Origin of the sequence: Roseateles albus, assembly GCF_028595345.1 — a bacterium.
In the GTDB taxonomy this organism is placed as follows: Bacteria; Pseudomonadota; Gammaproteobacteria; order Burkholderiales; family Burkholderiaceae_C; genus Paucibacter_A; species Paucibacter_A albus.
Map to the genome: position 1 here is coordinate 185,398 of NZ_JAQQXT010000007.1, position 26,229 is coordinate 211,626.

A 26,229-nucleotide genomic window follows, 5' to 3' on the forward strand; every position below is an offset into this window, starting at 1 on the left:
AATACAAGTTTTCGAACTGGTGCGCGCGCACCGCGCGGCGCAGGCGTAGCTTAGGCGATTCAATGGACATTTTTGGCAAATTTGCCATGCTATAAACCCTTGGTTTGCTCGCCAGCTTGGGCCGAGAATCGCCACCCCCTCCCGATCGGCCTATGCCCGCACTTGCCCTGATGTTCAACGCCCTGGTCTGGGGGCTGTCCTGGTGGCCGTTCCGGCAGTTTCAGGCCGCCGGCCTGCATCCGCTGTGGACCACGGTAACGCTTTACCTCATCTCATTGGGGGTGATCAGCCTGAGCCGCGGCCAAGCTTGGCGCGAGTTTGCCCGTTCGCCGGCGCTCTGGGTGGTGATGCTGGCGGCCGGCATGAGCAATACCGCCTTCAACTGGGGCGTGGCGCTGGGCGATGTGGTGCGCGTGGTGCTGCTGTTCTACCTGATGCCGCTGTGGGCGGTGTTGCTGGCGCGGCTGATCCTGGGTGAGCGGCTGAGCGCCTTGGCCGGCCTGCGCATGCTGCTGGCGCTGGGCGGCGCGGCAATTGTGCTGATGCCGGCCGGCGGCGGCCTGCCTTGGCCGTCCAGCCTGGCCGATTACCTGGGGCTGGCGGGCGGCTTTGGTTTCGCGCTCAACAACGTGATGCTGCGGCGCGAGGCCGGCCGCAGCGCCCAGGCGCGGGCGCTGGCCATGTTCAGCGGCGGCGTGCTGGTCGCCGGCACGGCGGCCAGCATGATGGCGGGCATCGGCTTCATCACTTGGCCGAGTCTGGCCGGCCCGGGCTGGCTGCTGCCACTGGCCGGCATGGCGCTGCTGTTTTTTCTCTCCAATATCTCGCTGCAATATGGCGCCGCCCGTCTGCCCGCCAACATCACGGCCATCGTGATGCTGGTCGAGGTGCCGGTGGCGGCTGCGTCGGCGCTGTGGTGGGGCGGCGGACATCTGGACCTGAATACCGCGCTCGGTGGTCTGTGCATCGTGGCCGCCGCGATGTTGGCGGCGCTGGAGCGGCGGCCCAAAGCGGCCGAGGGGCGCTAATATCCACGCCTGAACTTTTGGAGGGCCGCCATGTCTAACAGCAGCATCAAGGACCAAAGTATTTACGACTTCCATGCCGTGTCCATCGACGGCAAGCCGGCCGATTTGGCCAGCCAGCGGGGGCGGGTCTTGTTGATCGTCAACACCGCCAGCGCCTGCGGCTTCACGCCGCAGTTCAAAGGTCTGGAACAGCTCTGGGAAGACTATGCCGCGCGGGGCCTGGTGGTGGTGGGCTTCCCGAGCAACGAATTCGGCGGCCAGGACCCCGGCGCCAATGAAGAGATCGCCTCGTTTTGTGAACTCAATTACGGTGTGTCCTTCCCGATGATGGCCAAGGTCAAGGTCAACGGCGCCGACGCGCACCCGCTGTGGCAATGGCTGCAGGCCGAAAAGCCCGGCATCCTTGGCTTGAAGGCCATCAAGTGGAACTTCACCAAATTCCTGGTCAGCCGACATGGCAAGGTACTCAAGCGTTATGCGCCGAATGACACGCCGGAGTCGATGCGCGCCGATATTGAGGCCGCGCTGCTGGAGGACTAATCAGCGCTAAGCGCCAAGTTGCGCGGCCCCCAAACGCCGGCGAATGCGTGACAGCGCCACATTCGTCAGGCCCAGGTAGCTGGCCACGTCCTTGAGCTTGAGGCGCCGGGCCAGCGAGGGCTCGTCGCGCAGAAAACCCAGGTAGCGCGCGCTCGCGTCCAGCATCAGCCATTGCTGCTGGCGCTCAGTCAGGCGGCGCACCTGTACCGCCAAGGCCTGCCACAGCAGCTCGCCAATGCCGGGCCAAAGCAGCTGCCAGTCGCGCAGCTCGGCAGGCGTCAAGACGACCAACTGGCTGCGCTCCAGCGCTTCCAGCGTGTAGGGGCTGGGCTGCGCGGCACCGGGCAGGCCCAGCCATTGCAGCTCGGGGTAGAGGGCATGAATGCGCTCGCGCCCGTCGGCGTCGAGAAAGTGGCCGCGCAGCAAGCCCGACTCCACCAACCACAGGGCCGGTGCCACCTCACCGGCACGCAGCAAGCATTCGCCACGCTTGAGTTGCCGGCGTGGCAGGGCCTGCCAGCGCTGCAGGCGTTCGGGCGACTGATGCAAGAAGGAAAGCAGTTCGGGGCCGCAAGCGGGGCAAATTGAGTTCATGAACCGAGGTTAATGCATGCACGCAGGTTTAAGCCGAGCATGCAGCCTCGCCCTACACTTCTTTGTGCCCAAGCCCCATGCAGACCCGACTCCGCTCCTTCAACTGGCCTCATTTACTGTTGCTGCTGGCGCTCTGGCCCTACGCGGCGCTGACGGCCGCAGCCGGCTGGTCGCCCGACGCCGTGCTGGGCGCCGGCACCCTGGGCGCGCTGCTCTGGCTGATGCTGTGGGAGCGACGGCTGCCGCAGCATCAGCCCTGGCAGGCACTGCCGGCCGAGCTGGCCCGCGACGGGGCGTTTCTGGGCATCAATGCCGTCGCCGAGGCGCTGGCCAGCGCGCTGCTGATGGGCCTGGGCATCTACTGGGCGAGATACCACGCCACGCCTGGCTGGGCCGCTGAGCTGCCGCCGCTACTGGCCCTGCCCTTGGCCCTTGCCTTGGGCGAGCTGGGGCCGTTTGCCCTGCACCGCCTGGCCCATAGCCGGCCTTGGCTGTGGCGCATCCATTCGCTGCATCACCATCCGGCCAAGCTCAATGCCGCCAACAGCGTGCTGGCTCATCCGCTCAATGTGATCTGGAACAAGCTGGCGCGGGTCTTGCCATGGCTACTCTTGGGTTTTGAGCCGCAGGTGATGTTGTGGGCGGCCTTGTTCATACAGGTGCAAGGGGCCGCCGTGCACGCCAATATTCGCGGCAGCTTAGGGCCGCTGGACTGGCTCATCGGCAGCGCCGAGCTGCACCGCTGGCACCACAGCGCGCTCGAAGGCGAGGCGCAAAACTATGGCACCGCGATCCCACTGTGGGACCAACTCTTCGGCAGCTACCTGCGGCGCCCTAGGGCGCAGCCCAAGCAGTTGGGCCTGTATGCGCGGCAGGCCGAGATGGCGACTAATACGCTCGTGGCTTGACCCACAGGCTGCGATAGCCGCAGCGCAACTCGCCGCGCGCGACGGCCTGGGCCAGCAACTGGTTGACGGTCTGGCGCGATAGATTGGCCAGCGCCGCCAACTCGGCCTGGCTGGCTTTGACACTCACGCCGCCCTCGGCATCGAGCATCCCAAGGCCACGCTCGCGCGTCAGCTGCGCCAAGGCCAATTGAAAACGCTCGGCCGCGCTGCGGTGGCGCGAAGCCTCCAGCAAGCGCAAAGTGCCGTCATAGCGCTGCGCAAACTCGGCCAAGAGCGCACGCGCAAATCCCGGCACGCGGTCCATCAACAACTCATAAGCAGCCGGGCCGAACACCAGCAGCTGCGTAGTCTGACGCGCTACCGCCTCGTAGCTGCTGGGCTGGCCTGACGCAAAAGCAGCCAAGCCGAACAGGCGCGGCGGCTGCACATGCTCCAACACCGAGACCTCGCCGCCCAGGCCGCAAAAGCGCGCCTCGATTTCGCCACTCAAGACCGCGTAAAAGGCCGGCGCCGCCTGACCCTGCAAAAACAAGCTGCGACCGCGCGGCAGCCTAGCCGTGCCGACCAGCTTGGACAGGGCCGCCAATTCCGGAGCAGGCAGGGCCACATGGGGGAAATTGCTGTGCAGCAGTTCGCTCAAGGATTCCAGCAACATGGGCGGTCACTTTTCTGCGAGTTTGTCGGGTACCCGACATTTTGTCGCAGACCTTGGCGCCACACTTGAGCCATGGACAAGCACACTCAAACCCGCTGGGCCGAGCAGTTCCGCCGTTTTGCCGCCCTCGAGTGCCCGCAAGACCCGCTCTATGTGGCGATCTGCCAAGCGGTGGCCGAGCAGCCCGAGTTGCTGGCGCTGATGGTTCACGCGCCGGCCACGCAGGCCAAACCCAATCTGCTGTTGGCGGCGCTGCATGAGCGGGTGTTGGCGGGCATCAAGCATCCGCTTGCCGGCTATTACCCCAGCGTAGGCGGCACGCGCTTGCCCGACGAAGAACTGCCGGCCTTGCTGCAGGACTTTGCCCGCAGCCAAGCCGCCGAGTTAACGATTCATATGCAGACACGCGGCACGCAGACCAATGAGATCGGCCGCTGCGCCATCCTCTGGCCGGCGCTGCAGCAGATCGCGACGATGAACGGCAAGCCAGACCTAGCGCTGTTCGACCTCGGCAGCAGCGCTGGTTTGAATCTGGGGGTGGACGCTTATCACTACCGCTACCTCACCCATGACGCCAGCTTCTGTCTGGGCGCTGACCCGCAGCCGCAGCGGCCATCGATAGATTGCCGCTTGCTTGGCGAGTTATTACTTCCGGCAGCAGGCCGCTGGCGCTTGAGCCACCGACTCGGCGCCGACCCGGCTCCGATCGACATCTATGATGCAGCTGCCACGCGCTGGCTGGCCGCCTGCCTGTGGCCACATGACCTCGTGCGCGCGCAGCGCCTGCAACAAGCGCTGACGCAGGCGCGCCAAAGCCAGCACGCGCTGCAGCAAGCGGATGACTGCCTGGCGCTGCTGGAAGCATGGCTGAGAAAGCTGCCGGCGCAAGTACAGCCAGTGCTGTTCAATAGCTGGGTGCTGGCTTACTTCGAGCCCGCCGCCTTGGCCGAGTTTCGCCAACGCGTGGCGAGCCTGCAGCGCCAATATGGTTTGATCTGGCTCAGCGCCGAAGCGCCCGCGCTGCGTCCCAGCGGACTCGCATTGCCGAATCTGGCCCGCAACGCTACAGCCTCAACTTTGTGGACCTTGCAATGGGCCGACGGCGACGCGACCAGGCAAGTGGCCTTGGCCTGGTCACATCCGCATGGTGCCTGGCTGCAATGGCTGGGCCTACAGCCCACCACTGCAGCTGACTAAGGCATTACTTGCTGAGCATGGCGACGACGCGATCGCCATCTTTGTCGTCCTTGGGTTGCGAGAAGCTCAGCTCGAAGGCATAGAGCTGATTGCCGCCACTCTTGTCCGCACACGCCAGCTCACGCACCGCCCGACGCACCGGATGGCGGTATTCGACCGGGCCGCCGAAAGCGTCAACCGAATTGATCCGATCGCCTTGCAGGCGGAATTGCACCTTGACCACGCCGGCGGCTTGGTGGCGGTCAAAGGACTTGCCCAACTCGGCCTTCAAATTCTGCGCAATCGCGGGGCAGGCGGTCTGCACATCAAAGCGGGCAATATCGGCCGACTTTTGGCCGGCGATTTCAACGCGTTGCATCTCAACCGGGGCGTTTGCTGCGGCCATGGCGGTGCCGAAAGTCATGGTGAAGGCCAGTGCGAAAGCGGCTTTGATAGATGACGTGTATTTCATGAGTTACTCCTTGTGTTCATCGGGGCTAGACGCGACCGCTTGCGCTTTGTTGAAGGCGCCTGGCAGCTGCTGATCTGGGTTCAGAATAGGTGCACGGCGCGGCCCTTCCCAGCGGCAAATGACGAGCGTCTGTTTTAGCGGGGTGGAAAGCCGGAATCGGCGATGAACTGCGGCAGCCGCAGGATGCAATACGCCCCTAGAGACCTGCCTTATTGCAGGCGCCAGCCCAGGCGCGGCCCTTCCAGCCCATTGGGCCCGAGCGCCGACACCACCAGGCCACTCAGGCCGGTGGACACGACCGTCAGATGCTCGCCGGCCAGGCGCAGCTCCCAACGCTCGCCGTAAAGCAGCCAGACCGCATGGCGCTGTGCGCCGCCGAGCTGGATTTGCAGTTGCTGCTCGCCGGCCACCGTCAGGCGCGGCTCGGCCACCGCAAGGGCTGCCATGCCCTGCGCCCTCAGCCAGGGTGATGCCGGCACCAAGGCGGCCTCAGCATAGGGCCCGGCCATCAAGGCATCGGACAGGCCGCGACGGTTTTGTAGCAAGGCCACCATGCTGAAGTGCGCATGCCCGCTGCCGGGGCGCTGCTGGCGCAGCAGGGCAATCTGCTGCAGAACTTCCTGCACCGGCCAACTGTCAGCCTTGTCGGTGACTTTGCTGGTGAACAGGCCAGGCCAGATGTGGCGCCCTTGCGGGTTAAGCCCATGCCAGGCCTCCAAGAGCACGCCAAAGGCTTGCGGCTTTTGAGCGATCGGCCAATACAGCTGCGGCGCCAGATAGTCCAACCAGCCCTCGCTGAGCCAGCGCTCCACATCGGCATAGAGCTTGTCGTATTGGCTGAAGCCGGCGATGCCCGCCGGGCGCAGCGCCGGCTTGGGCAGGCCAAAGGGGCTGATGCCAAAGCGCACCCAGGGCTTGGTCTGGCGCAGCAGCTGGTAAATGTCTTGCACCAAGCGGTCGACATGGCTGCGGCGCCAATCGGCGCGCTCCAAGCTGCCGCCGGCTTGAACATAGCGCGCCCAGGCCTGCTCGTCGGGGAAGTCAAGCTCCTGCTTGCCATTGGCCTCGACCACAGGATAGGGGTAGAAGTAATCGTCGATATGGACGGCGTCAATGTCATAGCGCCGCAGCACATCAGCAATGACGGCCAGCGTATGCGCGGCGGCAGCCGGCTCGCCGGGATCTATCCATTGCTGATCGCCATAGCTCTTCACCAAGCCCGGCTGGCGGCGACTCAGGTGTAGCGGCGCGGTGGCCGACTTGGCGCCGCTTTGGCGGGCGCGGAAGGGGTTGAACCAGGCATGCAGTTCCATGCCGCGGCTATGCGCCTCGCTGACCCAGAACTCGAGCGGATCATAAAAAGGCTCGGGCGCCTGGCCCTGCGTGCCGCTCAGGTATTCGCTCCAAGGCTCCAGCTCGGAGGCATAGATCGCATCCGCGCTGCTGCGCACCTGCAAGATGATGGCATTGAGTTTCAGCGCGGCGGCCTTGTCCAGGATAGCGAGGACTTCGGCCTGCTGCTCGGCACTGCTCAGGCCTTTGCGGCTGGGCCAGTCAATATTGGCAACGGTGGCCACCCAGGCGGCGCGGAACTCTCGTGGTGCGGGCGGCGCCAATGCCGGCAAGGCCGCCTCCGCCACAAGCTTGGGGCCTGACCCGACCCCAACGCCCACTCTGGGCAAGGGTGCGCAGGCACTCAGCCCCGCACCGGCCAGCAGCAGTGAGCGGCGCTGCAAACTCATGCGCCCTGCTCCGCCTTTTTGCCAAAGTCGGTCGGAATCTTGACCAGGGCAGCCAAACCGAAGGAGGGCAAGGTCGCCACCAGCACCCAGACGAAGAACAAGACGTAGCCCATTTGCTGCTGCAGCCAGCCGCTCCACATGCCCGGGATCATCATGCCCAGCGCCATGAAACCGGTACAGATTGCGTAATGCGCGGTCTTGTGGGGGCCGTCGGCGACCAAGATCATGAACATCAGGTAGGCGGTAAAGCCCAGGCCATAACCAAATTGTTCGACGGCCAGGGCCGCGCTGATAACAAGCAAATCGTGCGGCATGCTCAGAGCCATCAGCAAGAACATGACGTTCGGCACATGCATGGACAAAATCAAGGGCCAGAGCGCGCGCTTCAGCCCGATGCGCGAGATCACCCAGCCGCCCAAAAGCCCACCCAAGGTCAGCGCGATCAGGCCAACCGTGCCATAAGCAATACCGACCTGTTTGGTCGATAGGCCTAAGCCGCCGGCCGTCACCGGATCAAGCAAGAACGGTGTGGCCAGCTTGAGCAACTGCGCCTCGGGGAAACGGTAAAGCAGCAAGAACCCAATGATGATCACGATGCCGGGCTTGCGGAAGAATTCGGCAAAGACGGCGATGAAGTCGCGCCAGAAGTCATTGCCACTGCGTCTGGCCTGGCCGCTCACATCGCTGGCCGGGCGCGGCAGCATCAGTTGGTGATAGCTGCCCAGCAACACGAAAATCAGCGCCAGCAAAAAGAACACCGTGCTCCAGGCCTGCGTCATGCTGCCTGTGCGCTCCTGCAACTCACCGGCCAGATACACCAAGCCCCCCTGACCGCCAATATTGGCCAGGCGATAGAAGGTGGAGCGCACGCCAACAAACGCGGCCTGGCTGCGCTGGTTCAGCGCCAACATATAGAAGCCATCCGCCGCGATGTCATGCGAGGCCGAGGCAAAAGCCATCAACCAGAACATCGCCAGCGTCAACTGCACATTGCGCGTGCTCGGGATGCTCAGCGCCACCAGCGCCAGCGCCGCACCAATGACGAACTGCAAGGCCACGATCCAGCCGCGCTTGAGGCCCAAGAGTTCAATCAAGGGCGACCACAGCGGCTTGATCACCCAGGGCAGGTAGAGCCAGCTCGTGTACAGCGCGATCTCGGTGTTGGACAGGCCGAGATTCTTGTACATGATGACCGACAGCGTCATCACCACCACATAGGGCAGGCCTTGGCCAAAATAGAGCGTGGGGATCCAGGACCAGGGCCGGCGCTCGGAGTTCAATGTGCGGTTCTCAGGCATGGGCCGCACTTTAGCCTGTGCCGGCATCGATGCCGCCCTGCCCGCCGGCGGCTCTTGCGCCTTTACTTACTTGCGCGTTGCCGGTTTCATAGCCGCGCGTCGTAAGTCGCCGTATGTTTGACCCGGCGCTCGGCCACGATGCTGCTATGGCGATTCAGCGTCGAAGCGACCGTGCCGGTCTGGCTCAACGTCCACTGAAATGTCAAATCGCAAGTCTGCACCAGGGCGTTGTTAGGACTGTTGGGGTTGAAATTGACGCTGGCACGATTCAAGGCCACATCCAAGTCCAAGGTGCTGATGCGGTAGAAATTGCCTTCAGGCGCGCTGCTGAGAGGCTCGTTTTTGCTGTCGAAGCTGCTGCCATCGGCGCGCTTGCAGGCCATGCTGACGCTGAGCCCCATTTGGTTTGTATAGGGCTGACTCAGTTGCACCAGGAATCTACCGCTTGAGCGGCCAATCATCGGCGTGCCGGTCGGGACCAGCACGCTGAAGGTCTTGGGCATGGTGACGGTGCTGCCGTGCAATTCGCTGCCGCGCACAAAGTTGGCAGTCACTATCGGCTGCTCACTGGCGTCGGCCAGGAACACACTGTAGTTCGTCCGTTTGCCGTCTTGGTCCTCAAGATCACGGCGCTGATTGCCAACACTGGCCGACATATGGTCGTTGCCACTGGGATGCACCACAGTGATCAGGTTGGCGCTGTAGCCGAGTCGGCCTTCGACCTTGACTTGGCCGTTCTCCTGCGTGACCGTGAACTTCGGACTGATCTCATCCACTTTCAGCGTCGCGGAATCTTTGCAGTTGGTCACGGCGCAGGTCAGGTCATCGACGATGGCATCGACGATGCTGCCTCCGCACGCACTCAGCAGCAAAGTGCTGAGCAAGGCCGCCACCGTGACCGCGCCGTAAAGCCTGGTCGATACCGAGCTGTCTGCGCCTTGTGAGCGCGCTGCTATACGAACATTCATGCTGTGTCTCCCTTGACGAGTAGGTCGCGGCGGCGAGACATGAGTGCCTCCTTGTTTGCCGCAGCCGGATTTGGCCAGAAGCTCGCCGAGACTTCAAACCCCAAAAAGGAGGTATCGGATAAGGCCACCTCGGGGTGCGGGAAACGCCACTTTTTCTCGATTTTTTCGGCAAAACTCGCCCGCCTAAGGGTCGGCCCGTGACGAATTTCACGGTTTTTGCGGCATCATGGCGCGCCGCCGGACTGACGCAAAACCGAGTCCGGCGATTTTCAGCATCTTTAGAGGGAAAAATATGAAAGCTTACGGCGCAGAGTTTCTGGGTACGTTCTGGTTGGTGTTTGGTGGTTGCGGCAGCGCCGTTTTGGCGGCCGCATTTCCGGAGTTGGGCATTGGCTTTGTCGGCGTCTCGCTCGCCTTCGGTCTGACCGTGCTGACCATGGCTTATGCAGTCGGCCATATCTCGGGCGGACATTTCAACCCAGCCGTGTCGATCGGCTTGTTTGTGGGCGGGCGCTTCCCGGCCGGCAAACTGCTGCCTTACATCGTCTCGCAAGTGCTGGGCGGCTTGGCGGCCGGCGGCGTGCTCTATCTGATCGCCAGCGGCAAGGCCGGCTTTGATCTGGCCGGCGGCTTCGCCTCGAATGGCTTCGGCGAGCACTCGCCCGGCAAGTTCAATATGCAGGCCGCGTTGCTGGCCGAAGTGGTGTTGACCGCCTTCTTCCTGATCATCATCCTGGGCGCCACCGACAAGCGCGCACCGGCCGGCTTCGCCCCTATCGCCATCGGTCTGGGTCTGACGCTGATTCACCTGATCAGCATCCCCGTGACCAACACCTCGGTCAACCCGGCCCGCAGCACGGCCGTCGCCTTGTATGTGGGCGGCTGGGCTGTTGAGCAGCTGTGGTTGTTCTGGGTCGCTCCGATCGCCGGCGCGGTGCTGGGCGCGATCGCTTACAAGTTTGTCGGCAGCGACAACAAGCGTTAAGCCCACATTGCACTGCATCAAAGCCGGCCTTGTGCCGGCTTTTTGCTGGGCAACTCGACGGGATGGTCGGGCGGCAGCTCAGGTCCCTCAGCCGAAGCCCGAGACCAAGGTTCAAATCATTCTGCTTTGGCGGCAGATTCGATCCGCAGAAAGCCGCCTTCCACGGCGCCTTTTGTCGCGTGGGTGAGAGAGTTCAAAGACAGCATAGTCGCCGTTGCGGGCGTGGCGGCCAGACCCACCCAAGCATTGCGTCCGCCATGCTTGGCCAAATAGAGCGCCTGATCGGCCAGGCCGACCACCTCTTGCCAAGTCAGCCGCTCGGCTTGGCTGGCGATAAACGGCAGCGCCGCGAAACCGACCGAACAACTCAAGGCCAGCGGGGCGGCGCCATCGATCTCAAAGGATCGCTGAGCCACGCTGACCCGAATGCGCTCCGCGATCACATGCGCTGAGCAGGCGCTGACCGAGCGGGCAACGATCAAGAACTCCTCGCCGCCCCAGCGCACCACGAAGTCGGAGTCGCGGCAGGCTTGTTGCAAGCGCTCCCGCATTTGCACCAGCACTGCATCGCCGGCCGGGTGTCCCCAGTTGTCATTGACACGTTTGAAATGGTCAATGTCGACCAGCAAGAACAGCAAATCCACATCCGCCGGGCCGCTCGTGTGCGGCACTTCGCCGGCTTCCTGCCGGCGCTGCCAGTTGAGGTAATGGCGCAGGGTCAGGCTGACCTCGGCACTGATATTGAGCTCCAAGAAGCGGCGGTTGCGCAGCCCCGTCAAGGGGTCGGTTTGGCTGATATTGGTGAGCGACTGGTAGGCGGACTCCAATTCCAGATTCTTCTGATGCACCTCAGCTTGCGCCTGATTCAGGCGCAAGAGCGTGGCCTCGAGCTGGCGGTAGTTGCGCGCATTCGCGATCGCGATGGCTGCGTAGGCGGCGAGACTGCGGAAGATCAAGCGCTCGCGGTCGGCATAGGCGTGCGCCTGTGTGGACTGAATCGACATCACGCCGAGCAGTTGCTCGCCGCTCAGCAGCGGAATGAACATCGCGCTGAGCGTCGGCTGGGTGGCCGGCAGCAAAACGCCGGGCCGCTCCGTCGGATCGACATCAATAAAAATATCCTGACGCAGCAAGGCGCAGCGTACGGTGTGGGCGCTCGGGTGGGACAAGGCCACGTCGTAGGGGGCCAGCCGCAACCCGTCTTCCGAGCCATAGCTCAGGCTTAGCCGCTCGCCGTCGGGCGTCAGTAAAAACACCGCGAAGTAGTGCGCGCTAAGCAGGCCATGCACATGGCGATCCAAGGTTGTGTAGACCGCGCTTTCCTGCAGCTGGCAAGTGATCTCCTGACCGACCAAGCTCAGGCGCTCCAAGGTTGTGCTGGTTTCGTTCAGCATGGCGGCGCGCTCGGCATGAAACTTGGCCTCCGAGGCCACTGCATGTTTGGTCGCATCTTGGCGGTGCACGCTCTCGCTGGCGGCCCGTGCCTCCCGGCCGAAGGCATAGGCTTGATGGCTATCGCCCAGTCGCGCGCATTCGGCCGCGATGGCGTCGTAGAGGCTGGGCGGCACACTTTGCCGCAGTTCGGGTGGAAACGCCGTTAACGCCAAATGCAGGTAATGCAAGGCCGGGCTGGCGGCCTGCATGCCCGCCGGTGCGGGCAAAGGATGGCGTCCGTGCAAGATCGCCAGGGTGCTCAGCGCATTCGACAACTGCAGTGGCAATTTGGCTGTTTCGGCCAGGGCCAGCGCGCTTTGGGCGGCGGCATGCGCTGCATCAGCGCGCCCCAGCTTGGACAGCGCCAGCGCCGCCACCTCCATCGCGCTCAGGCGCAGCTCGGTGGGGCGAGGCGGCTGATCGGCCTGCTCGAAACGACCCGCAGTTTGCAGCGCGGCTTCGGCAAGGCCTAGGTCGAGCTGCAGCTCCGCCAGGTAAAGCAGACCAAAGGCATAGGCGCGCGAATTGCTCAGCGGTGCGAGCAGGTTCAGCCCTTCGTCCAAAGCTTGCTGCGCCGCGTCTAGCGCCCCCAGCTTGCGCTGGGCATGGCCGAACTGCAGCAAGGCCAGGCCCAGCACCAAGGGCCAGCCATGCGGGCGCGCCAAGTCGAGTGCGCGCTGCATCCAGTCGAGCGCTTGGCTGTGGTCGTCAAGCTTGGAGAATGCCACTCCCATCGTTGTCATCGCCATCGCAACTTGGCGGACCATGCCGGCGCGCGCCAGGCTGCTGACGGTGTGGCTGCAGAGCTGGAAGACCGTCGCGTAGTCCGACTGCTGCAGGGCCTGAAAAGTCAGGAACTCATTGCACATCAGGTGCAGCGCGGGGTGGGCGGGCTGACTGAGCCGCCGCCGTACATGGGGCAACCATTGATTGACGGCCGCTACTAAATCCTGGCGCAGCGCGGCGAGGGCACCGCCTAGCTGGGCAAACTCGAGCCGAAATTCGTCCCCGCAGCCGGCCGCCAAAGCGGCTGCGGAGTCGAAACCGGCGCGCCGCTGGATCAGGTCGCCGCGGTCGCCAGCGATCATGGCGAGCAGCACATAAGCATCGGCCATCACCAGCACCAGCACATCGGCCTGCTCTTTGGCCTGCTGCTGTGCTTGTTGGATCACCGTTAGGGCTTGCGCCTCGGCGGCGTCGAGATCGGCAAATAACCAGTGGACTTCGGCCCGCAGCAGTTGCAAGCGCAGCACGGCAGACGAGGGCTCACTTGGCAACTCCGCAAGCAGCTGTTCGGCCATTCGCAGCGCGCGCTGCGTATCGCGCTCACGCAAATGCCAAGCTAGTGCAATCCGCTCAGGCAAGAGGGCCTTGGCTCCCGCCTGAATGACCTTGGCCTCCAGCTTGTTGAACACTTCATCGGTCAGGAAAAGTTCCATTGGCGTGACGGATAAGGGATAGGACATTCAACCGCGCCACAGCATGTATGGCGACCCTAGAACGGGTACCCCATCCGGAATTCCCATTGGCAAGACCAGCTTATCACTTGGCTGAGGCGCTTGGCCTCAGACTTGGCTCAGATATGCGCCTGTGCCTTGCGGACCTCAGGGCCATCGGTGATCAATGCGATCAGATTCATTTCAAGCCGTCATTGCCCTCAGTCACTGCCCTCAAAATGTCCCGGCCTTCACCAGGCCGACAGTTTGAACAAGCGCCGCATAGCTGACTCTCGGTTCGCCAACCGTTTTGGTCAACGGCGGCTTACTGCCAGAAGTCTCAACCAGGTGGAGGATTCCTTGCCAAGGGGATTTTTTGGATGGACCAACGGTACCAAGCGGGCATACTTGCTGTGCGGCGGTTGAATTTCCTATCCATAAGACCGCCTGAGGAGATTCCCACAATGCGATCCGCATGGACTGCCCTGCTGCTTTGCTTGCCTGGTTTGTGCATCGCGGCTTGCTCGCGCACGATTGTGGTGCCGGTGACCACCGTCGGGTTGAGTGTGACCATCGATGCCGGCAAGGTGGGCGGCGCTTACCCAAGCTTGCTGCGTGAGTTGGGACTTGCAAATGGCTGCCACTTTGACTTCCAGCCTGTACCCCGCGCGCGCCTGGAGTTGATGTTCGAAACAGGCCAGGCCGACATGATCGTGCCCGCCACCCGTTCTGACCGGCGCGACTTGCAGGGGGAGTTCGTGCCGCTGATTCAAAGCCGCGCCGCCGCGATTTCGCTTGCAAGCGAGCGGCTTGCTGTGCGTTCCCTGGACGACATTCTTCAGCGCAAGGAGTTGCGCGTCGCAGTGGTGCGCGGCTTTGACTTTGGCGCCGAATACCGCCGTTTTGTCGATGCGATCAGGGCACAGGGCCGACTGCAGCAGGAGGCCGACCTCGCCAGCCTGGTGCGCGTACTTCAGGAAGGGCATGCCGATCTGACCGTGCTCAACACCACCAACCTGTATGGCCTGCAAGCCAGCGGCGCAAAGCCACTGCCCGCGCAGTGGCGCGTCGAGCCCTTGAATGAGATGCCTTGGGGCGAAGCCGGCTTCTATATCTCGAACAAGTCACTCGCCCCCGCCGACCGCCAACACCTGCGCCAAATGCTTCAAGAAGCCGCACGCAGCGGCGCGGTGTGGAAGGCGCTGAGCCAGGTCTACCCGGCGGCCACACTGGAAGCGGGAATGAAGCCGCTGTGAAGACTCGGTCCGACCTGCGCGCCGTCGCTTGGACGTCTGAGTGGCTTGGCCCAGTTACTCGCGCCCCATCGATGTGCAGGTGGCCAACGGTGGCTTGATCGTCAGCTTGAGCCAAGATCAATAGTGTTTTTGGAATCAGTCCGTGAACCTCCGGCCAACCGCTTCCCAAAGAGCAACCAGGACTCAGGTTTACTTGACTGTCGAGCTACTGCACTCGAGAATTCCCGCCACGATGTTGTCATCCGATGAAGAATCTTTGCTTCGCGCAAAAGCGAGAGTTTTCATCGCTGCAATTGCCGCATCGGTCTGCTTCAATGTGTGCGCGCAGGAAAAGACCATTCGCCTGGCGATGATGGAGGAAGTGCGGACCATTACAGATAAGCCCCTGGCGATATTGCGTAAGGTTTACGCAAATTTAGGCTACGAACTCGTCGTGGTTCCAATGCCGTTCGCCCGCTCAGTGATGGCTGCAAACAATGGCGATTTTGATGGCGAAGTTGCCCGGCTTCCATATATTGAAGAATCTGCGAAGAACCTCCTTCGGGTTCCTGTCGCCGTAAATGTGACCGAATATGTTCCCTATATTTTGCAAGGGACATCCACCGATCTTTCAAGCTGGGACAAGATTAACGCATCGGGCTTATCGATTGGGGCACGTCGCGGCGCCCAATTAACCGAGAGTTCTGTTCGCCAAGACCGATTGAGGTTGGTTAACTCCTACGATTCTCTCTTGGCGATGCTGTTGCTTCATCGAATTGATGTAGCCATCGCGCCTAAAGGGCAGTTGGAGGAATACTACTTAAATGTCCACGAAAGCAATAAGCCCGACATATCAAAAATTCAGGTGCTGCCAGTGTTTGCCTCGATGCCCGTCTACCATTATCTGCATAAGAAAAATGCCGCCTTAGTGCCCATGGTTGAAAGGGAAATTAAACGCATTAATTCAGGACAGAGTGAGTTAGTCGAAGGCTCGAAAGCCCAGAAAACTCAGTCATCAAAAACTCAATAATCCCTCGGCAGCCACCATAGGCGAACAAACTTCGGAACTGTGCGAACCCTCACCCCTGGTCCATCCACGAAGGAGCACATTCGGCGCCGGGGTTCAGGCACTTAACAGGCTGCTGAAACACCAATCCGGAGCACCTTGATAGTGAATCTTTTGAGGGTCAGGTCTTGAGTCTGAAGGCCGAATCGGTTCCTGCGGCTCCATTTTTTCCTAGCAAGTGAATTTCCGGTACGGGCAAGGAACTGCCACCGGGATTGAAGCAGGTGAGGCGCTCCGCGCCCTTACCGATCGGCAAGATGTTCATATGCTCGTCTGCGAGCTTGGACAAACTCTTATTGCAACTTGCATGCTGGCGATCATTCCCAATCTTGCATGCGGCGCCAAACCCTTTGGAATCATTGAACATGTCGTCACCCTTGCTGCTCATCGCGGCCGTGGGTATGGGCGCCTTGTTCTCGAACACGCGCTCGACCTCGCTTGGTCCGCACATTGCTGCAAGGTGCATCTCTTATCCGGCACGCAGCGAACCGAAGCCCACCGGCTCTATGAGTCGGTGGGCTTCGTGGGCAATGTTGAAAGCGGATTCGTGGTCAAACCAAAGGGCACTGCCTAATGCAAAAATCAAGCGGCACATCGCCACTTAGGCAGACGCCTCAAGCCTACGCCCTCGGCATCAAAAGGAGCACTATGCGCACGCACACCAGCCCAAACACACCGCACCGCGGTCGCGCCGGCGACTCGAACTTCCGCGGGCGCCAAAGCCTTGTTGCCGCATTCCTGGCGGCATCCGCGCCAGTCTGTTTCGCGCAAGATGACGTGCGCAGCGGGCCGCTTTACGACGGGCTGGCACGCATGGACAGCGCGCTCTTCGAGGCCGCGTTTATTAGCTGCGACGCAGCCAAGTTCAAAGCAATCTTCACCGAAGACGCGGAGTTCTATCACGACCGTACTGGTGCCAGCTTTGGCAACGACGTTCGCACCCTGAAATCCTGCCCTCGTGACAATGGTGTGACCCGAACTCTGGTGCCCGGTAGTCTGGAGGTCTACCCGATGCAAGGCTACGGCGCCCTACAGATCGGACGACACATATTCGCAAAGGCGGGTGAGCCCGGATCTGAAGTCGCGCAGTTCGTGCATCTATGGAAACGCGAGGGAGACACCTGGAAGCTGGCCAGAGTGCTGAGTTTTGATCACCGCCCTTCAGCTCAACAGAAGTAGCTTGAACTTGCTCCCCCTGCGTTCGCAAGTTTCCTCATCAAACTCAGGCAGCCACCGCCACCACACGCCGCCTGCGCGTCCAGCCCACCAGCGCCGCCGCGCCGCCCAGCATCAGCGCCCAGCTCGAAGGCTCGGGCACGGCGGTGACCGTAAGGCTGCCGCTGCTGCCCAGTTGACTGAAATCCAGGCGATTGCGGTCAAAGCCGCTGACTGTGATGCGGTCGGCGGCCAGGCTACCGCCAAAACTGTTGAAACCCAGCAGCGAAAAGCTGCCTGCCTCGGGCGCAAAGTTGAACACCAGGTTCAGCATGCCATCAAACTGCAGGTGGCCGATATTCAACAACTGGCCGTAATCGCTGCCGGCCTGCATGCCGTTGAGCTCCAGCGTCAGCATCGAGCCGCCGCCGAAGTGAACATTGCCGCCATTGAAAGTAACCGTCGCCGCGCCATAGCCAGGCGTGTAAGCGGCCTGGAAGGCCACATTGCCAGCAAAGCTGCCTGCGCCGAGCACATCGCCCTGAAAATTCAGGGTGCCGGACTTGGACTCGACGCTGCCTTCATTGAACAAGAAGGCCTGCAGGCTGTTGTCCCCGCTGGAAACCAGGGAGCCGCCGGGCGCCACTTGAACGAAGGAGCCCGAGAGCGTGCCGCCGGTCCAGTTGAGCTTGCCGTCGACCTTGATGAAGCCCTGGCTGGCTTGCAACTGGCCGCCTTCCAAATTGACCGTGCCTTGGCCGCCAATGAACAGAGCGTCCGCTGTGACCTGTGCTGAATTCTGAATGCTCAGCGTGCCGGCACCGTCTTGGCCGACATAGAGGTTGCCCGCGTTGTTCCACTTGGAACCCCAACCACTGACGCTGACGGCGCCGCTGCTGCCCGAGCCTTCGCCAATATGGCCAGTCTGATTGTTGACCACGCCGCCGCCCTTGATGGTCAAGCTGCCTGCGCCCTGATGGCCAATATAGAGCTCGCCGGCATTGTTCCACTGCGAGCCCGCACCGCTGACGGTGGCGGCGCCCTGGCTGCCCGACCAGCGGCCGATATAACCGGCCTGATTGCTCACTGCTCCGCCGTTTTCGATCAACAGCGTGCCTGTGCCGTAATGGCCAATATGAAGCTCACCCGTGCTCTTCCACTGCGAGCCCGCGCCGCTGACTGCGGCGGCGCCCGTGATGCCCGCACCTAGGCCAAGGTATCCATTCTGAGCACCGACCCAGCCGCCGTCTTTGACGGACAAGGTGCCCGCGCCCCAAAGGCCGACAAAAAGATCGGCCTTGTTGTTCCACTGCGAGCCCGCGCCATTGACCAAGACGGAGCCCGAGCCGCTAGACCCGTTGCCAATAGTTCCACGCTGACCGTTGACCAAGCCACCCGTTTGGATGACGAGCGTGCCCGTACCGGCACCGCCAACGACGAGGTCACCCGAGTTGTTCCACTGCGAGGTGTAGACATCGACCCGACCTGTGCTGCCTTGCTCTGCGCCAACAATGCCGCCGCGGCTGCTCGTTAGAGCGCCATTGCTGAGCAGCACCTGGCCTTGGCCCGATTGGCCAACAATCAGGTCACCGGCGTTGCTCAATTGCCCGCCTTGCAGCTCGACATAGCCTTGGCCTGCCTGGCCCACAATCATGTCGCCAGAGTTGCTCCAATTCCCAGCAATGAGTCTGGCGTTGCCTGTGCTGCCCGACTTGACACCCAGCGTTGCCGACTGACTCGTCACCAAGCCGCCTTCCTGGATGCTCAGTTCGCCCGCGCCGGAAACGCCAAGCAGAAGCTCGCCACTGTTGTCCCACCGGGAACCCGCGCCCACGACGGTGACGCTGCCGGAGCTGCCTTGCTCAAGGCCCAAAGCGGCGCCCTTGCTGCTGACCAGGCCACCGGCGGCAATCAAGAGCTGGCCTTTGCCGCCCACACCGACATGGAGCTTGCCATTGTTGGTCCAGCTCGAGCCTGCGCCGGCGACCGTGACGTGGGCCACACTGTCTTTGTCCTGGCCAACCAGGCCCCAGCCATTGCTCACTGCGCCGCCATCGATGATGCCCAGGCTCGCGCTACCGTAGGAGCCCACCACCATATCGCCCCAGCTGCGCCACTGCGAGCCGCTGCCGAACACCAGGGCTGCGCCATTGGCCCCGCCAAGGTAGACGAAACCGCTGTCCATGCTGCCGCCGTTCCAGATGCGCAGCTCGCCCTCATCGACCGTCGTGGTACCGACGGTATGGCTGCCGGTCAAGCTCAAGATGCCCGCGCCGAGTTTCATCAGCCCGCCGCCGCCACTGATATTGCCGCCGAACTCGGCGTAAGCGGCTTGATTGAAAACGAGCGTGCCGGCATTCCAGATATTGCCGGTGACCGAGCTGATGCTGCTGCCGTCGCCGATCTGCAAGGTGCCGGCTTCAACCCTCGTGCCGCCGCTGTAGCTGTGCTCGCCCGTCAAGGTCAGCTTGCCTGCGCCCTGTTTGATCAGTTCGCCGTAGCCACTGATCTGGCCGGCGAAGCTGGCGTCATCGGCGCGATCAAAAATCAGCCTACCGTTGTTGACCACGCCGCCGCCGAGGGCCCCGGACGTGCCGCCATCGCCGATGCGCAGCGTGCCGCGCGTCACGGTGGTGCCGCCGCTGAAGCTGTTGTCGCCGGTCAAGGTCAGCATGCCGCCGCCCCGTTGCTCCAAGCGGCCGTCACCGCTGATCGCGCCGGCGAAGCTGATGTCATCTTCCCGACCAAAGGCCAGCGTGCCGAAGTAGCCCAAGAGCACATTGCCGTTGAAAGAGCCGCCAGCGCCGATCAGCAAGGTGCCCGAGGAGATCTTGGTGCCGCCGCTATAGCTGTTGGCGCCCGACAAAATCAGCGTGTTGGAGGACTGCTTTTCCACGCTGCCCGAGCCACTGATCGATCCGCCGAAAAGGAAATCGTTGGATTGGGAGAGCACCAGCTTGCCCATGTTCGTGACATCGCCGCTGATGACGCCACCTTGAAACACCAGCGTGCCGCCGGCAATGGTGGTGCCGCCGGTGTTGAGGATGTTGCCGTAAAAGTGGAGCTCCTTGTCATCTTGCTTGATGAAGCTGCCGGCGCCGCTGATAGATCCCGAGTAGTTATCGTCGACAAGCTTGTTGAAAACCAGGCGCGCGGAGTCGGCCACGACGACGTCGGGGCGGAAGTCCCCGACGACCTCCAATGTGCCGCCGCTCACCGTGGCGATGCCTGAGAGGTAGATGCCGCCCGTCAGAGTGAGGGTGTTGCTGCCCAGCTTGCTCAGATTGCCGAAGCCCGAGACGCCCCCCGCGAAGCTGGTGTTGTCGGCGCGATTGAAGGCCAGCGTGCCGTTGTTGTCTATGTTGCCGGTGATGGAGCCGGACGTCCCGCCATTGCCGATCTGCAGCGTGCTGCCGCCCGTGATCTTCGTGCCACCCGAGTAGTTGCTGCCGCCGGTCAGGGCGACCCAGCAACTGGCGCCATTGCTGCCGTTGAGAAACAGCGTATCCACCCCGCTGTAGTTATTGCCATCGACCGTGCCGCAAACCGGCGTGATCAGCGCCTGTGCCTGGGAGAACGCGAGCATCAATCCCACAGCAATGGCGGTGCGTTGTGGACGGAGTTTATTCATGAGGCACGATTGCATGGCAGGAGCTGTGGTGGCTTGAAGGAAGCGCAATGTAGCAGCCGACCAGGCGAGTATTTAAGTCCAAACCCCCTTATTCAGGGGGCCAAGCCGCCCCCTGAATAAGTAGGTGGAACTGCCCCTTGGGCACAAGGCCCGGCGATTGACGCCGGTCAGTGCGGACCAATCGACGCCCCCTGGCCCCGATAATCCGCCCACAATGATTGCCAGGGGCGCCGATCAGCGCCGATCAAGAATGAGACTCCCCAATCTGCTGGGCAGCAAGAACGGCCGTCTTTCGGCCTTTTTCTTTTTGTATATGACCGAGGGCATACCGCTCGGTTTCGCCGCTACGGCGGTGGCCACCCAGCTGCGCCGCATGGGCGTAGGGCCGGCCGAGATTGGCGCTTTTGTGGCGGCGTTTTACCTGCCCTGGGCTTTCAAATGGGCGTTCGGCCCGCTGATCGACGTGTTCCGCTCCAAGCGCTTCGGCCACCGCCGCGCCTGGATCATAGGCACACAGCTGATGATGGCGGCTACCTTGGCCGTGCTGATCTTCCTCAAGCTGCCCGAGCAGCTACCGCTGTTCACCTTGATTTTGCTGGTGCACAACACCTTTGCGGCGATGCAGGATGTGGCGATCGACTCGCTGGCTTGCAATGTGCTGCAAGAAGACGAGCGCGGCCTGGCCAACGGCCTGATGTTTGGCGGCGCAGCCATTGGCCAGGCGGTCGGCGGCAGCGGCGTGTTGTTCCTGATGTCCTATATCGGCTTCCAGTCCAGCTTCATCTTCGTCGCGCTGTGCATTCTGGCCGTTACGGGCCTGGTGGTGCTGCCGATGAAAGAAGCCTTGGTGCTGGCCACGGCTGAGACGGCCGCCAAGGCCGGCTCGGGCCTGCGCCACGCCGCCGGCGAGATGCGTGACTTCGCGATGGCCGCCTTCCGCTCCTTCCTGGGCACCAAGGGCGCGTTTGCCGGCGTGTTCTACGCCTTGCTGCCAGCGGGTGCCATGTCTTTGAGCCTGGCGCTGCAATCGAATCTGTCGGTCGAGTTGGGCCTGGACGATGACCAGGTTGCCTGGCTGCAACTGTTCTCCACCGTCGCCAGCGCCGTCGCCATGGTGATAGGCGGCGTGCTGTCCGACCATCTGGGGCGGCGCCGCGTGCTGACCGTGTGCACCCTGCTGACGAGTTTGCCGGTGCTGTATCTGATGTGGGTGCTGCAAAAGCATGGCTATGTGATGCCGCGCGAAACGGGCAGTGCCAGCGCGCTGGCGGCGGTGCCGCCAGCCTTGGTGTCCGCGCTCTGGGCCTCCACCATCGCCTTCAATATCTTCATGGGCCTGGGCTATGGCGTGCGCACGGCCTTGTTCATGGACGTGACCAACCCTCGCGTGGCCGCCACCCAGTTCACCGCCTATATGGCGCTGAGCAATCTGGCGATCGCCTATACCGCCACCTGGCAAGGCCTGGCCATTGAGGCCTGGGGTTATCCGATCACGCTGGCAGCGGATGCGGTTTTGGGTCTGGGCAGCCTGGCCTTGATGCCGCTGATGAAAAAGGCCAAGTCCGAAGCCGAGCAGCGGGGCGACGCCCATGCCGCCAAGCGCGCCGGCCGCTGCGCTTTTGGCCTGAGCCTGCTGTGCCTGAGCTGGCTGCCGTTCTGGCTCTTCCGAGCCGAGACCGGCTCGGCCGAGGCGATCTTCAACACCTTCTTCACGTTGGTGTTCGTGGTGGCGGCGTTGTTCATGCTGGCCGGGCGCGAAGTGCTGGGCGCAGAGGCGAGCAATTCCTTGCGCCGCGCCTGCGTCTGGCTGGCGCCGCTGCTGCTGGCCCTGTATTTGCGCCGCTATCTGGACAACTTGGCCACCGCCGCCCCGCCGCTGCTGCTCGGCCTGGCCCAAGGCCTGATCTATGCCGTGCCCTTGGTCGCGGCGGCGCTGCTGATGCTGCTGGCGCGGCGAAACTGGGGCAGCTTGCTGGAGACAAGATCATGAAGAAAAGGAGCCTGCGGATAGTCGCTGGCTTCGTGCTCGTCTTGCTGGTCTTGCTGGGCTTAGCCGCCGCGCTGGCCTGGCATGTGCACAGCAAGCAGCCGCAGCGCTCGGGCGAGCTGACCATCAGCGGCCTGCACGCCGCCGTCACCGTTCGTTATGACGAATTCGGCGTGCCGCATATCGAGGCGCAGAATGAAGTCGATCTGTACCGGGCACTCGGCTTCGTGCATGCCCAGGACCGCTTGTTCCAGATGGAAATGCTGCGCCGCCTCTCGCGCGGCGAGCTGGCCGCCATCCTCGGACCCAAACTGGTCGAAACCGATCGGCTGTTCCGCACATTAGGCATACGCGCGCATGCCGACGCCTATGCGGCGCGTGAATTCGCGCAGATCGACACGCCGGCCAAGCGGGCGCTGCTCGCCTACCTGGACGGCGTCAATCAGTTCCAAGACACTCGCCCGGCGCCGCTGGAGTTCGACATCCTCGGCATCAAGAAGCGCCCCTTCACGCCGGCCGACACCGTCAGCATAGGCGGTTACCTCGCCTATAGCTTTGCGGCAGCCTTTCGCACCGAGCCGGCGCTGACGCTGATCCGCGATCAGCTCGGCGCCGGCTATCTGAAGATCTTCGATCAGCCCTGGCAGCCCGATGGCGTCTTGCGCCAACAGCTGCGCCCCGGCGACTGGCAAGACCTGGGCCGCTTGGCTCAACTCAGCCAAGACGCCTTGGCCGCCGCCGGCCAGCCGCTGTTCGAGGGCAGCAATGCCTGGGCGGTGGCGGGGGTGCGCACCACTAGCGGCAAACCCTTGTTGGCGGGCGACCCGCATATCCAGTTCGCCACACCGGCGGTCTGGTACGAGGCACATCTCAAATGCCCCGGCTTTGAGCTTTACGGCCACCACCAGGCGCTCAACCCTTTGGCGCTGCTGGGGCATAACGATAACTTCGCCTGGAGCCTGACCATGTTCCAGAACGATGATGTGGACCTGGTGGCCGAGAAGCTCAACCCGGCCAATCCAAACGAGGTCTGGCACAAGGACCGCTGGGAGGCGCTGCAGTCGCGCGAGGAGCTGATCGCGGTCAAGGGCGCCAAGCCGGTCAAGCTGACGCTGCGCCGCTCCAGCCACGGCCCCATCATCAATGACGCGCTGGCCGGCGCCGTGGGCGAAACACCGATCGCGCTCTGGTGGGCTTTTCTGGAAACCGAAAACCCGGTGCTGGAAGCCTTCTACGCCTTGAACCGCGCCGATAGCCTGGACAAGGCGCGCGCAGCCTCAGCGCAAATTCATGCGCCCGGCCTGAATATCGTCTGGGCCAATGCCGGCGGCGACATCGCCTGGTGGGCCGCCGCCAAGCTGCCCATCCGCCCGGCCGGCGTCAACCCCAGCTTCATCCTGGACGGCGCCAGCAGCGAGGCCGACAAGCTCGGCTTTCTTCCTTTTGCGCAAAACCCGCAGGAAGAAAACCCGGCGCGCGGTTATGTCGTCTCGGCCAATCATCAGCCGGCCGGCGCCCTGCAAGTACCGGGTTACTACAACCTCTGGGACCGCGCCGAGCGGCTTGACTCGCTGCTGCGTGACCCGTCCATCAAATGGGCGCCCACCAATAGCAAGGCCTTGCAGCTCGATGTGCAGACCGGCTATAGCCAGCGCGTGTTGAGGCCGCTTTTGCCGCTCTTGCGGCAAGTGCCGGAACAGGGCTTGGTCGAGGAGATGGCCGCCTGGGACGGCGCCTACAAGACCGAGCTGCGCGCACCGGTGCTGTATCAGCAATTCCTGTTCGAGCTGGCAAGGCTGGCTTTGCAAGACGAGTTGGGTGAGAAGGTCTTCAACAATCTGCGCCTGACCCGCGCGCTCGACCACGCGCTGCCGCGCTTGATGGCAGACCCCACTTCACCCTGGTGGGACAAGCGCGACACGCCGGCGGTGGAGACGCAGGCCGAGATCGTCGCCGAGGCCTGGGGCCTGAGCCTGAGCTACCTGCGCCAGACCTTGGGGGCTGATGCCAAGAGCTGGACCTGGGGCCGCGCCCACACCGTCACCCATGGCCACCCGCTGGGCCTGCAAAAGCCGCTGGACCGGGTCTTCAATGTCGGCCCCTTCGCGGCGGCCGGCAGCCATGAGACGCCCAACAATATGGCCGCCCGCATCGGCCCAGCGCCCTGGGCCGTGGTCTACGGCCCGTCGACGCGGCGCATCATTGATCTGGCCAAACCGGCCGAGTCGCTGGGTATCAACCCGGTCGGACAAAGCGGCGTCTGGGGCGACCGGCACTACGCCGATCAAGCGCAGATGCACGCGCTTGGCCGGTACCGCGCACAGCATTTGGCCGAGGCGGATGTGGCTGCGCACACGCGCAGCACGCTGAGCTTGCAGCCGGCGCGCTGAGTTGCCATTCACCGAGGGTTTGAAGGGACGCTAAGCTTTTTGAGAGCGCGGCGGCCGAAAGCTGCGCTTCAGCACCGCCGCACCTGCGCCGCTGCCGCTGTCGGGCGCGACGGCGTCGTCGGTCACCAGCACGCTCTCGGGCGCGCAGCGCAGCGAGGCAAAGGTGGCCGCCAACTCGCACTTCAACTGCTGCAGCTGCGCGATATGCGCGTCGATCTGCGCCATCTTGGTCTGCAACTGCTGCTCTATCTCGGGCCGGCCAAATTTGCCCTGCGCCAACAGCGGCAGGATGGCGCGGATCTCCTGCAGCGAAAAGCCCAGCGCCTGCGCACCGCGTATGAAACGCAGCTGCTCCACCTGGGCCGGCGCATAGCTACGGTAGCCGTTCTCCAACCGCGCCGGCGCCGCCAGCAGGCCTTGCTTCTCGTAATAGCGCACGGTGTCGGCGGAGATGTCGCAGGCTTTGGCGAGTTGGCTGATGTTCATCTTGGCTGCGAAAAATGAAGGTGAGGGCTTGACCTTGGAGCATAGACCCATCTTTAAGCTGACTCACTTCTCGACCAATTGCTTAGGCAGCCACTCCATGCGATCACTCGTTCACGCTCTCCTGATGGTCACTTTGCTGCAGCTATTGCCTGCTCGGGCACAAAGCCAGCTCCCTGACATCGGCTTCGCCATCATCAAGACCTCGCGTGTCGCGGTGATGGAGGGGCTCTTGGTGCCGGGCGGCAGCTTGACCAAACAGATCGACTCCAACTTCTCGGCCTTTTTGATCAAGCACCGGGACGAATACTTCTTGTTCGACACCGGCATGGGGCGCCAAATCGACGGCCAGTACCGTGCGGACATGCCCTTGTGGTGGCGGCCGTTTTTCAAATACGAGGCCCCGGTGCTGCCGGCCCGGGAGCAATTGGACCGCGCCGGCATCCCGCCGCTGAGCCGGGTCATTCTCAGCCACAGCCATTGGGATCATGCGGGTGGCGTTTTGGACTTCCCCGAGGCAAAGATAGGCGTGGCGGCGGCCGAGATGGACTTGATCCGCCACCCGACACGCGGGCCTGGCGGCAGCTGGGCCTCGCAAATCGGCAGCGAATCCATCCGATGGGACTTGCTTGAATTCAAGCCGCAGCCTTATCGCGGCTATGCCCAAAGCCTGGACCTGTTTGGCGACGGCAGCGTCGTGCTGGTACCCATGCCCGGCCATACGCCGGGTTCGATCGGCATGTTCGTAAAAGTAGACAGTGGGCAAGTCTATTTCTTCATCGGCGATGTGGCCTGGACGGTCGACGCGATCAAGGCCGGGGCGCCGAAGTTCTGGGCCGCCGGCGCACTGGTGGACGACCATGCCGAGCAGACGCAAAGCAGCGTCGAGCAGCTGCGCGCCATGATGGGCAAAGACCCGGCGCTGGTGTTGCTGCCGGCGCATGACAGCGCCACGCAAGACCGGCTGGGCTATTTTCCGCAGTGGGTGAAGTAGGCGAGCTACTGTGATTCAATCACATGCCCATCCAGTTTCTATTGCGGAGCCC

21 protein-coding genes are annotated in these 26,229 nt (G+C 62.9%); 12 read left to right on the top strand and 9 right to left on the bottom strand.

The window, feature by feature from the left end:
• The first annotated feature begins 152 nt into the window (after window positions 1-152).
• Entirely contained in the window at window positions 153-1,028 is an 876-nt protein-coding gene (locus tag PRZ03_RS13035) for a DMT family transporter (protein ID WP_273600691.1), read from the top strand.
• Between the two features lie 30 nt (window positions 1,029-1,058).
• Window positions 1,059-1,568, top strand: coding sequence for a glutathione peroxidase (locus PRZ03_RS13040; protein ID WP_273600692.1), 510 nt, complete (start codon window positions 1,059-1,061; stop codon window positions 1,566-1,568).
• Window positions 1,569-1,574: 6 nt separating this feature from the next.
• On the opposite strand, the gene PRZ03_RS13045 is transcribed toward PRZ03_RS13040, so the two are convergent.
• Complete coding sequence (locus PRZ03_RS13045; RefSeq protein ID WP_273600693.1) at window positions 1,575-2,162, bottom strand: Crp/Fnr family transcriptional regulator; 588 nt, start codon at window positions 2,160-2,162, stop codon at window positions 1,575-1,577.
• Window positions 2,163-2,239: 77 nt separating this feature from the next.
• On the opposite strand from PRZ03_RS13045, the gene PRZ03_RS13050 reads away from it, so the two are divergent.
• Window positions 2,240-3,070 carry a sterol desaturase family protein gene (locus PRZ03_RS13050; protein ID WP_273600694.1) on the top strand — a complete coding sequence of 277 codons (831 nt, stop codon included), beginning with the start codon at window positions 2,240-2,242 and terminating at the stop codon, window positions 3,068-3,070.
• Here PRZ03_RS13050 and PRZ03_RS13055 read toward each other — a convergent pair.
• Complete coding sequence (locus tag PRZ03_RS13055; RefSeq protein ID WP_273600695.1) at window positions 3,051-3,725, bottom strand: Crp/Fnr family transcriptional regulator; 675 nt, start codon at window positions 3,723-3,725, stop codon at window positions 3,051-3,053. The genes PRZ03_RS13050 and PRZ03_RS13055 overlap by 20 nt on opposite strands.
• Window positions 3,726-3,797: 72 nt before the next feature.
• Here PRZ03_RS13055 and PRZ03_RS13060 point away from each other — a divergent pair, with 72 nt between their 5' ends.
• On the top strand, window positions 3,798-4,922 hold the full coding sequence (locus tag PRZ03_RS13060; RefSeq protein ID WP_273600696.1) for a DUF2332 domain-containing protein: 1,125 nt from the start codon (window positions 3,798-3,800) through the stop codon (window positions 4,920-4,922).
• Window positions 4,923-4,926: 4 nt separating this feature from the next.
• Here the strand turns inward: PRZ03_RS13060 and PRZ03_RS13065 are convergent, their stop codons facing one another.
• The 4 genes from PRZ03_RS13065 to PRZ03_RS13080 all read right to left on the bottom strand — a co-directional run bounded on the left by PRZ03_RS13065 (window position 4,927) and on the right by PRZ03_RS13080 (window position 9,381).
• The gene (locus PRZ03_RS13065) at window positions 4,927-5,373 is read right to left on the bottom strand and encodes a hypothetical protein (protein ID WP_273600697.1); all 447 of its coding nucleotides are present in this window, start codon (window positions 5,371-5,373) and stop codon (window positions 4,927-4,929) included.
• A gap of 209 nt (window positions 5,374-5,582) precedes the next feature.
• On the bottom strand, window positions 5,583-7,115 hold the full coding sequence (locus tag PRZ03_RS13070) for a glycoside hydrolase family 10 protein (RefSeq protein ID WP_273600698.1): 1,533 nt from the start codon (window positions 7,113-7,115) through the stop codon (window positions 5,583-5,585).
• Window positions 7,112-8,413, bottom strand: a complete 1,302-nt coding sequence (locus PRZ03_RS13075; protein ID WP_273600699.1) for an MFS transporter — start codon at window positions 8,411-8,413, stop codon at window positions 7,112-7,114. The genes PRZ03_RS13070 and PRZ03_RS13075 overlap by 4 nt, the downstream gene beginning before the upstream one ends.
• Before the next feature lie 86 nt (window positions 8,414-8,499).
• The gene (locus PRZ03_RS13080; RefSeq protein WP_273600700.1) at window positions 8,500-9,381 is read right to left on the bottom strand and encodes a hypothetical protein; all 882 of its coding nucleotides are present in this window, start codon (window positions 9,379-9,381) and stop codon (window positions 8,500-8,502) included.
• A gap of 292 nt (window positions 9,382-9,673) precedes the next feature.
• On the opposite strand from PRZ03_RS13080, the gene aqpZ reads away from it, so the two are divergent.
• The gene (gene aqpZ, locus PRZ03_RS13085) at window positions 9,674-10,366 is read left to right on the top strand and encodes an aquaporin Z (RefSeq protein ID WP_263532453.1); all 693 of its coding nucleotides are present in this window, start codon (window positions 9,674-9,676) and stop codon (window positions 10,364-10,366) included.
• A 116-nt stretch (window positions 10,367-10,482) separates the two neighbouring features.
• On the opposite strand, the gene PRZ03_RS13090 is transcribed toward aqpZ, so the two are convergent.
• Window positions 10,483-13,266: a sensor domain-containing diguanylate cyclase gene (locus PRZ03_RS13090; protein WP_273600701.1), complete on the bottom strand. Its 2,784-nt coding sequence runs from the start codon at window positions 13,264-13,266 to the stop codon at window positions 10,483-10,485.
• Window positions 13,267-13,700: 434 nt separating this feature from the next.
• Here PRZ03_RS13090 and PRZ03_RS13095 point away from each other — a divergent pair, with 434 nt between their 5' ends.
• The 4 genes from PRZ03_RS13095 to PRZ03_RS13110 all read left to right on the top strand — a co-directional run bounded on the left by PRZ03_RS13095 (window position 13,701) and on the right by PRZ03_RS13110 (window position 16,716).
• On the top strand, window positions 13,701-14,492 hold the full coding sequence (locus tag PRZ03_RS13095) for a substrate-binding periplasmic protein (protein ID WP_273600702.1): 792 nt from the start codon (window positions 13,701-13,703) through the stop codon (window positions 14,490-14,492).
• A 232-nt stretch (window positions 14,493-14,724) separates the two neighbouring features.
• Window positions 14,725-15,501, top strand: a complete 777-nt coding sequence (locus PRZ03_RS13100) for a substrate-binding periplasmic protein (protein WP_273600703.1) — start codon at window positions 14,725-14,727, stop codon at window positions 15,499-15,501.
• Window positions 15,502-15,802: 301 nt separating this feature from the next.
• On the top strand, window positions 15,803-16,111 hold the full coding sequence (locus PRZ03_RS13105) for a GNAT family N-acetyltransferase (RefSeq protein WP_273600807.1): 309 nt from the start codon (window positions 15,803-15,805) through the stop codon (window positions 16,109-16,111).
• 74 nt (window positions 16,112-16,185) lie between these two features.
• Window positions 16,186-16,716 (top strand): nuclear transport factor 2 family protein, encoded by a 531-nt coding sequence (locus PRZ03_RS13110; protein WP_273600704.1) that lies wholly within the window; start codon window positions 16,186-16,188, stop codon window positions 16,714-16,716.
• 43 nt (window positions 16,717-16,759) lie between these two features.
• Here the strand turns inward: PRZ03_RS13110 and PRZ03_RS13115 are convergent, their stop codons facing one another.
• On the bottom strand, window positions 16,760-20,323 hold the full coding sequence (locus tag PRZ03_RS13115; protein ID WP_273600705.1) for an autotransporter-associated beta strand repeat-containing protein: 3,564 nt from the start codon (window positions 20,321-20,323) through the stop codon (window positions 16,760-16,762).
• 250 nt (window positions 20,324-20,573) lie between these two features.
• Here PRZ03_RS13115 and PRZ03_RS13120 point away from each other — a divergent pair, with 250 nt between their 5' ends.
• Together PRZ03_RS13120 and PRZ03_RS13125 are read left to right on the top strand one after the other, a co-directional pair.
• Complete coding sequence (locus tag PRZ03_RS13120; protein ID WP_273600706.1) at window positions 20,574-22,313, top strand: MFS transporter; 1,740 nt, start codon at window positions 20,574-20,576, stop codon at window positions 22,311-22,313.
• A complete protein-coding gene (locus PRZ03_RS13125) occupies window positions 22,310-24,700 on the top strand; it encodes a penicillin acylase family protein (protein WP_273600707.1) in 2,391 nt (796 codons plus the stop codon). Before PRZ03_RS13120 ends, PRZ03_RS13125 begins: the two co-directional genes overlap by 4 nt.
• A 30-nt stretch (window positions 24,701-24,730) precedes the next feature.
• Here PRZ03_RS13125 and PRZ03_RS13130 read toward each other — a convergent pair whose 3' ends face one another.
• A complete protein-coding gene (locus tag PRZ03_RS13130; RefSeq protein WP_273600708.1) occupies window positions 24,731-25,186 on the bottom strand; it encodes a heavy metal-responsive transcriptional regulator in 456 nt (151 codons plus the stop codon).
• Window positions 25,187-25,283: 97 nt separating this feature from the next.
• Here PRZ03_RS13130 and PRZ03_RS13135 point away from each other — a divergent pair, with 97 nt between their 5' ends.
• Complete coding sequence (locus tag PRZ03_RS13135) at window positions 25,284-26,177, top strand: MBL fold metallo-hydrolase (protein ID WP_273600709.1); 894 nt, start codon at window positions 25,284-25,286, stop codon at window positions 26,175-26,177.
• Window positions 26,178-26,229 lie beyond the last annotated feature (52 nt).

Bases quoted from the DNA above. Each gene is read 5' to 3' on its own strand.
- PRZ03_RS13095 (WP_273600702.1), top strand. From the start codon at position 13,701: ATGCGATCCGCATGGACTGCCCTGCTGCTTTGCTTGCCTGGTTTGTGC.
- PRZ03_RS13070 (WP_273600698.1), bottom strand. From the start codon at position 7,115: ATGAGTTTGCAGCGCCGCTCACTGCTGCTGGCCGGTGCGGGGCTGAGT.
- PRZ03_RS13065 (WP_273600697.1), bottom strand. From the start codon at position 5,373: ATGAAATACACGTCATCTATCAAAGCCGCTTTCGCACTGGCCTTCACC.
- PRZ03_RS13125 (WP_273600707.1), top strand. From the start codon at position 22,310: ATGAAGAAAAGGAGCCTGCGGATAGTCGCTGGCTTCGTGCTCGTCTTG.
- aqpZ (WP_263532453.1), top strand. From the start codon at position 9,674: ATGAAAGCTTACGGCGCAGAGTTTCTGGGTACGTTCTGGTTGGTGTTT.
- PRZ03_RS13130 (WP_273600708.1), bottom strand. From the start codon at position 25,186: ATGAACATCAGCCAACTCGCCAAAGCCTGCGACATCTCCGCCGACACC.
- PRZ03_RS13080 (WP_273600700.1), bottom strand. From the start codon at position 9,381: ATGAATGTTCGTATAGCAGCGCGCTCACAAGGCGCAGACAGCTCGGTA.
- PRZ03_RS13055 (WP_273600695.1), bottom strand. From the start codon at position 3,725: ATGTTGCTGGAATCCTTGAGCGAACTGCTGCACAGCAATTTCCCCCAT.
- PRZ03_RS13105 (WP_273600807.1), top strand. From the start codon at position 15,803: ATGCTCGTCTGCGAGCTTGGACAAACTCTTATTGCAACTTGCATGCTG.
- PRZ03_RS13115 (WP_273600705.1), bottom strand. From the start codon at position 20,323: ATGAATAAACTCCGTCCACAACGCACCGCCATTGCTGTGGGATTGATG.
- PRZ03_RS13060 (WP_273600696.1), top strand. From the start codon at position 3,798: ATGGACAAGCACACTCAAACCCGCTGGGCCGAGCAGTTCCGCCGTTTT.
- PRZ03_RS13075 (WP_273600699.1), bottom strand. From the start codon at position 8,413: ATGCCTGAGAACCGCACATTGAACTCCGAGCGCCGGCCCTGGTCCTGG.
- PRZ03_RS13035 (WP_273600691.1), top strand. From the start codon at position 153: ATGCCCGCACTTGCCCTGATGTTCAACGCCCTGGTCTGGGGGCTGTCC.
- PRZ03_RS13090 (WP_273600701.1), bottom strand. From the start codon at position 13,266: ATGTCCTATCCCTTATCCGTCACGCCAATGGAACTTTTCCTGACCGAT.
- PRZ03_RS13050 (WP_273600694.1), top strand. From the start codon at position 2,240: ATGCAGACCCGACTCCGCTCCTTCAACTGGCCTCATTTACTGTTGCTG.
- PRZ03_RS13100 (WP_273600703.1), top strand. From the start codon at position 14,725: ATGTTGTCATCCGATGAAGAATCTTTGCTTCGCGCAAAAGCGAGAGTT.
- PRZ03_RS13040 (WP_273600692.1), top strand. From the start codon at position 1,059: ATGTCTAACAGCAGCATCAAGGACCAAAGTATTTACGACTTCCATGCC.
- PRZ03_RS13045 (WP_273600693.1), bottom strand. From the start codon at position 2,162: ATGAACTCAATTTGCCCCGCTTGCGGCCCCGAACTGCTTTCCTTCTTG.
- PRZ03_RS13120 (WP_273600706.1), top strand. From the start codon at position 20,574: ATGAGACTCCCCAATCTGCTGGGCAGCAAGAACGGCCGTCTTTCGGCC.
- PRZ03_RS13135 (WP_273600709.1), top strand. From the start codon at position 25,284: ATGCGATCACTCGTTCACGCTCTCCTGATGGTCACTTTGCTGCAGCTA.
- PRZ03_RS13110 (WP_273600704.1), top strand. From the start codon at position 16,186: ATGCGCACGCACACCAGCCCAAACACACCGCACCGCGGTCGCGCCGGC.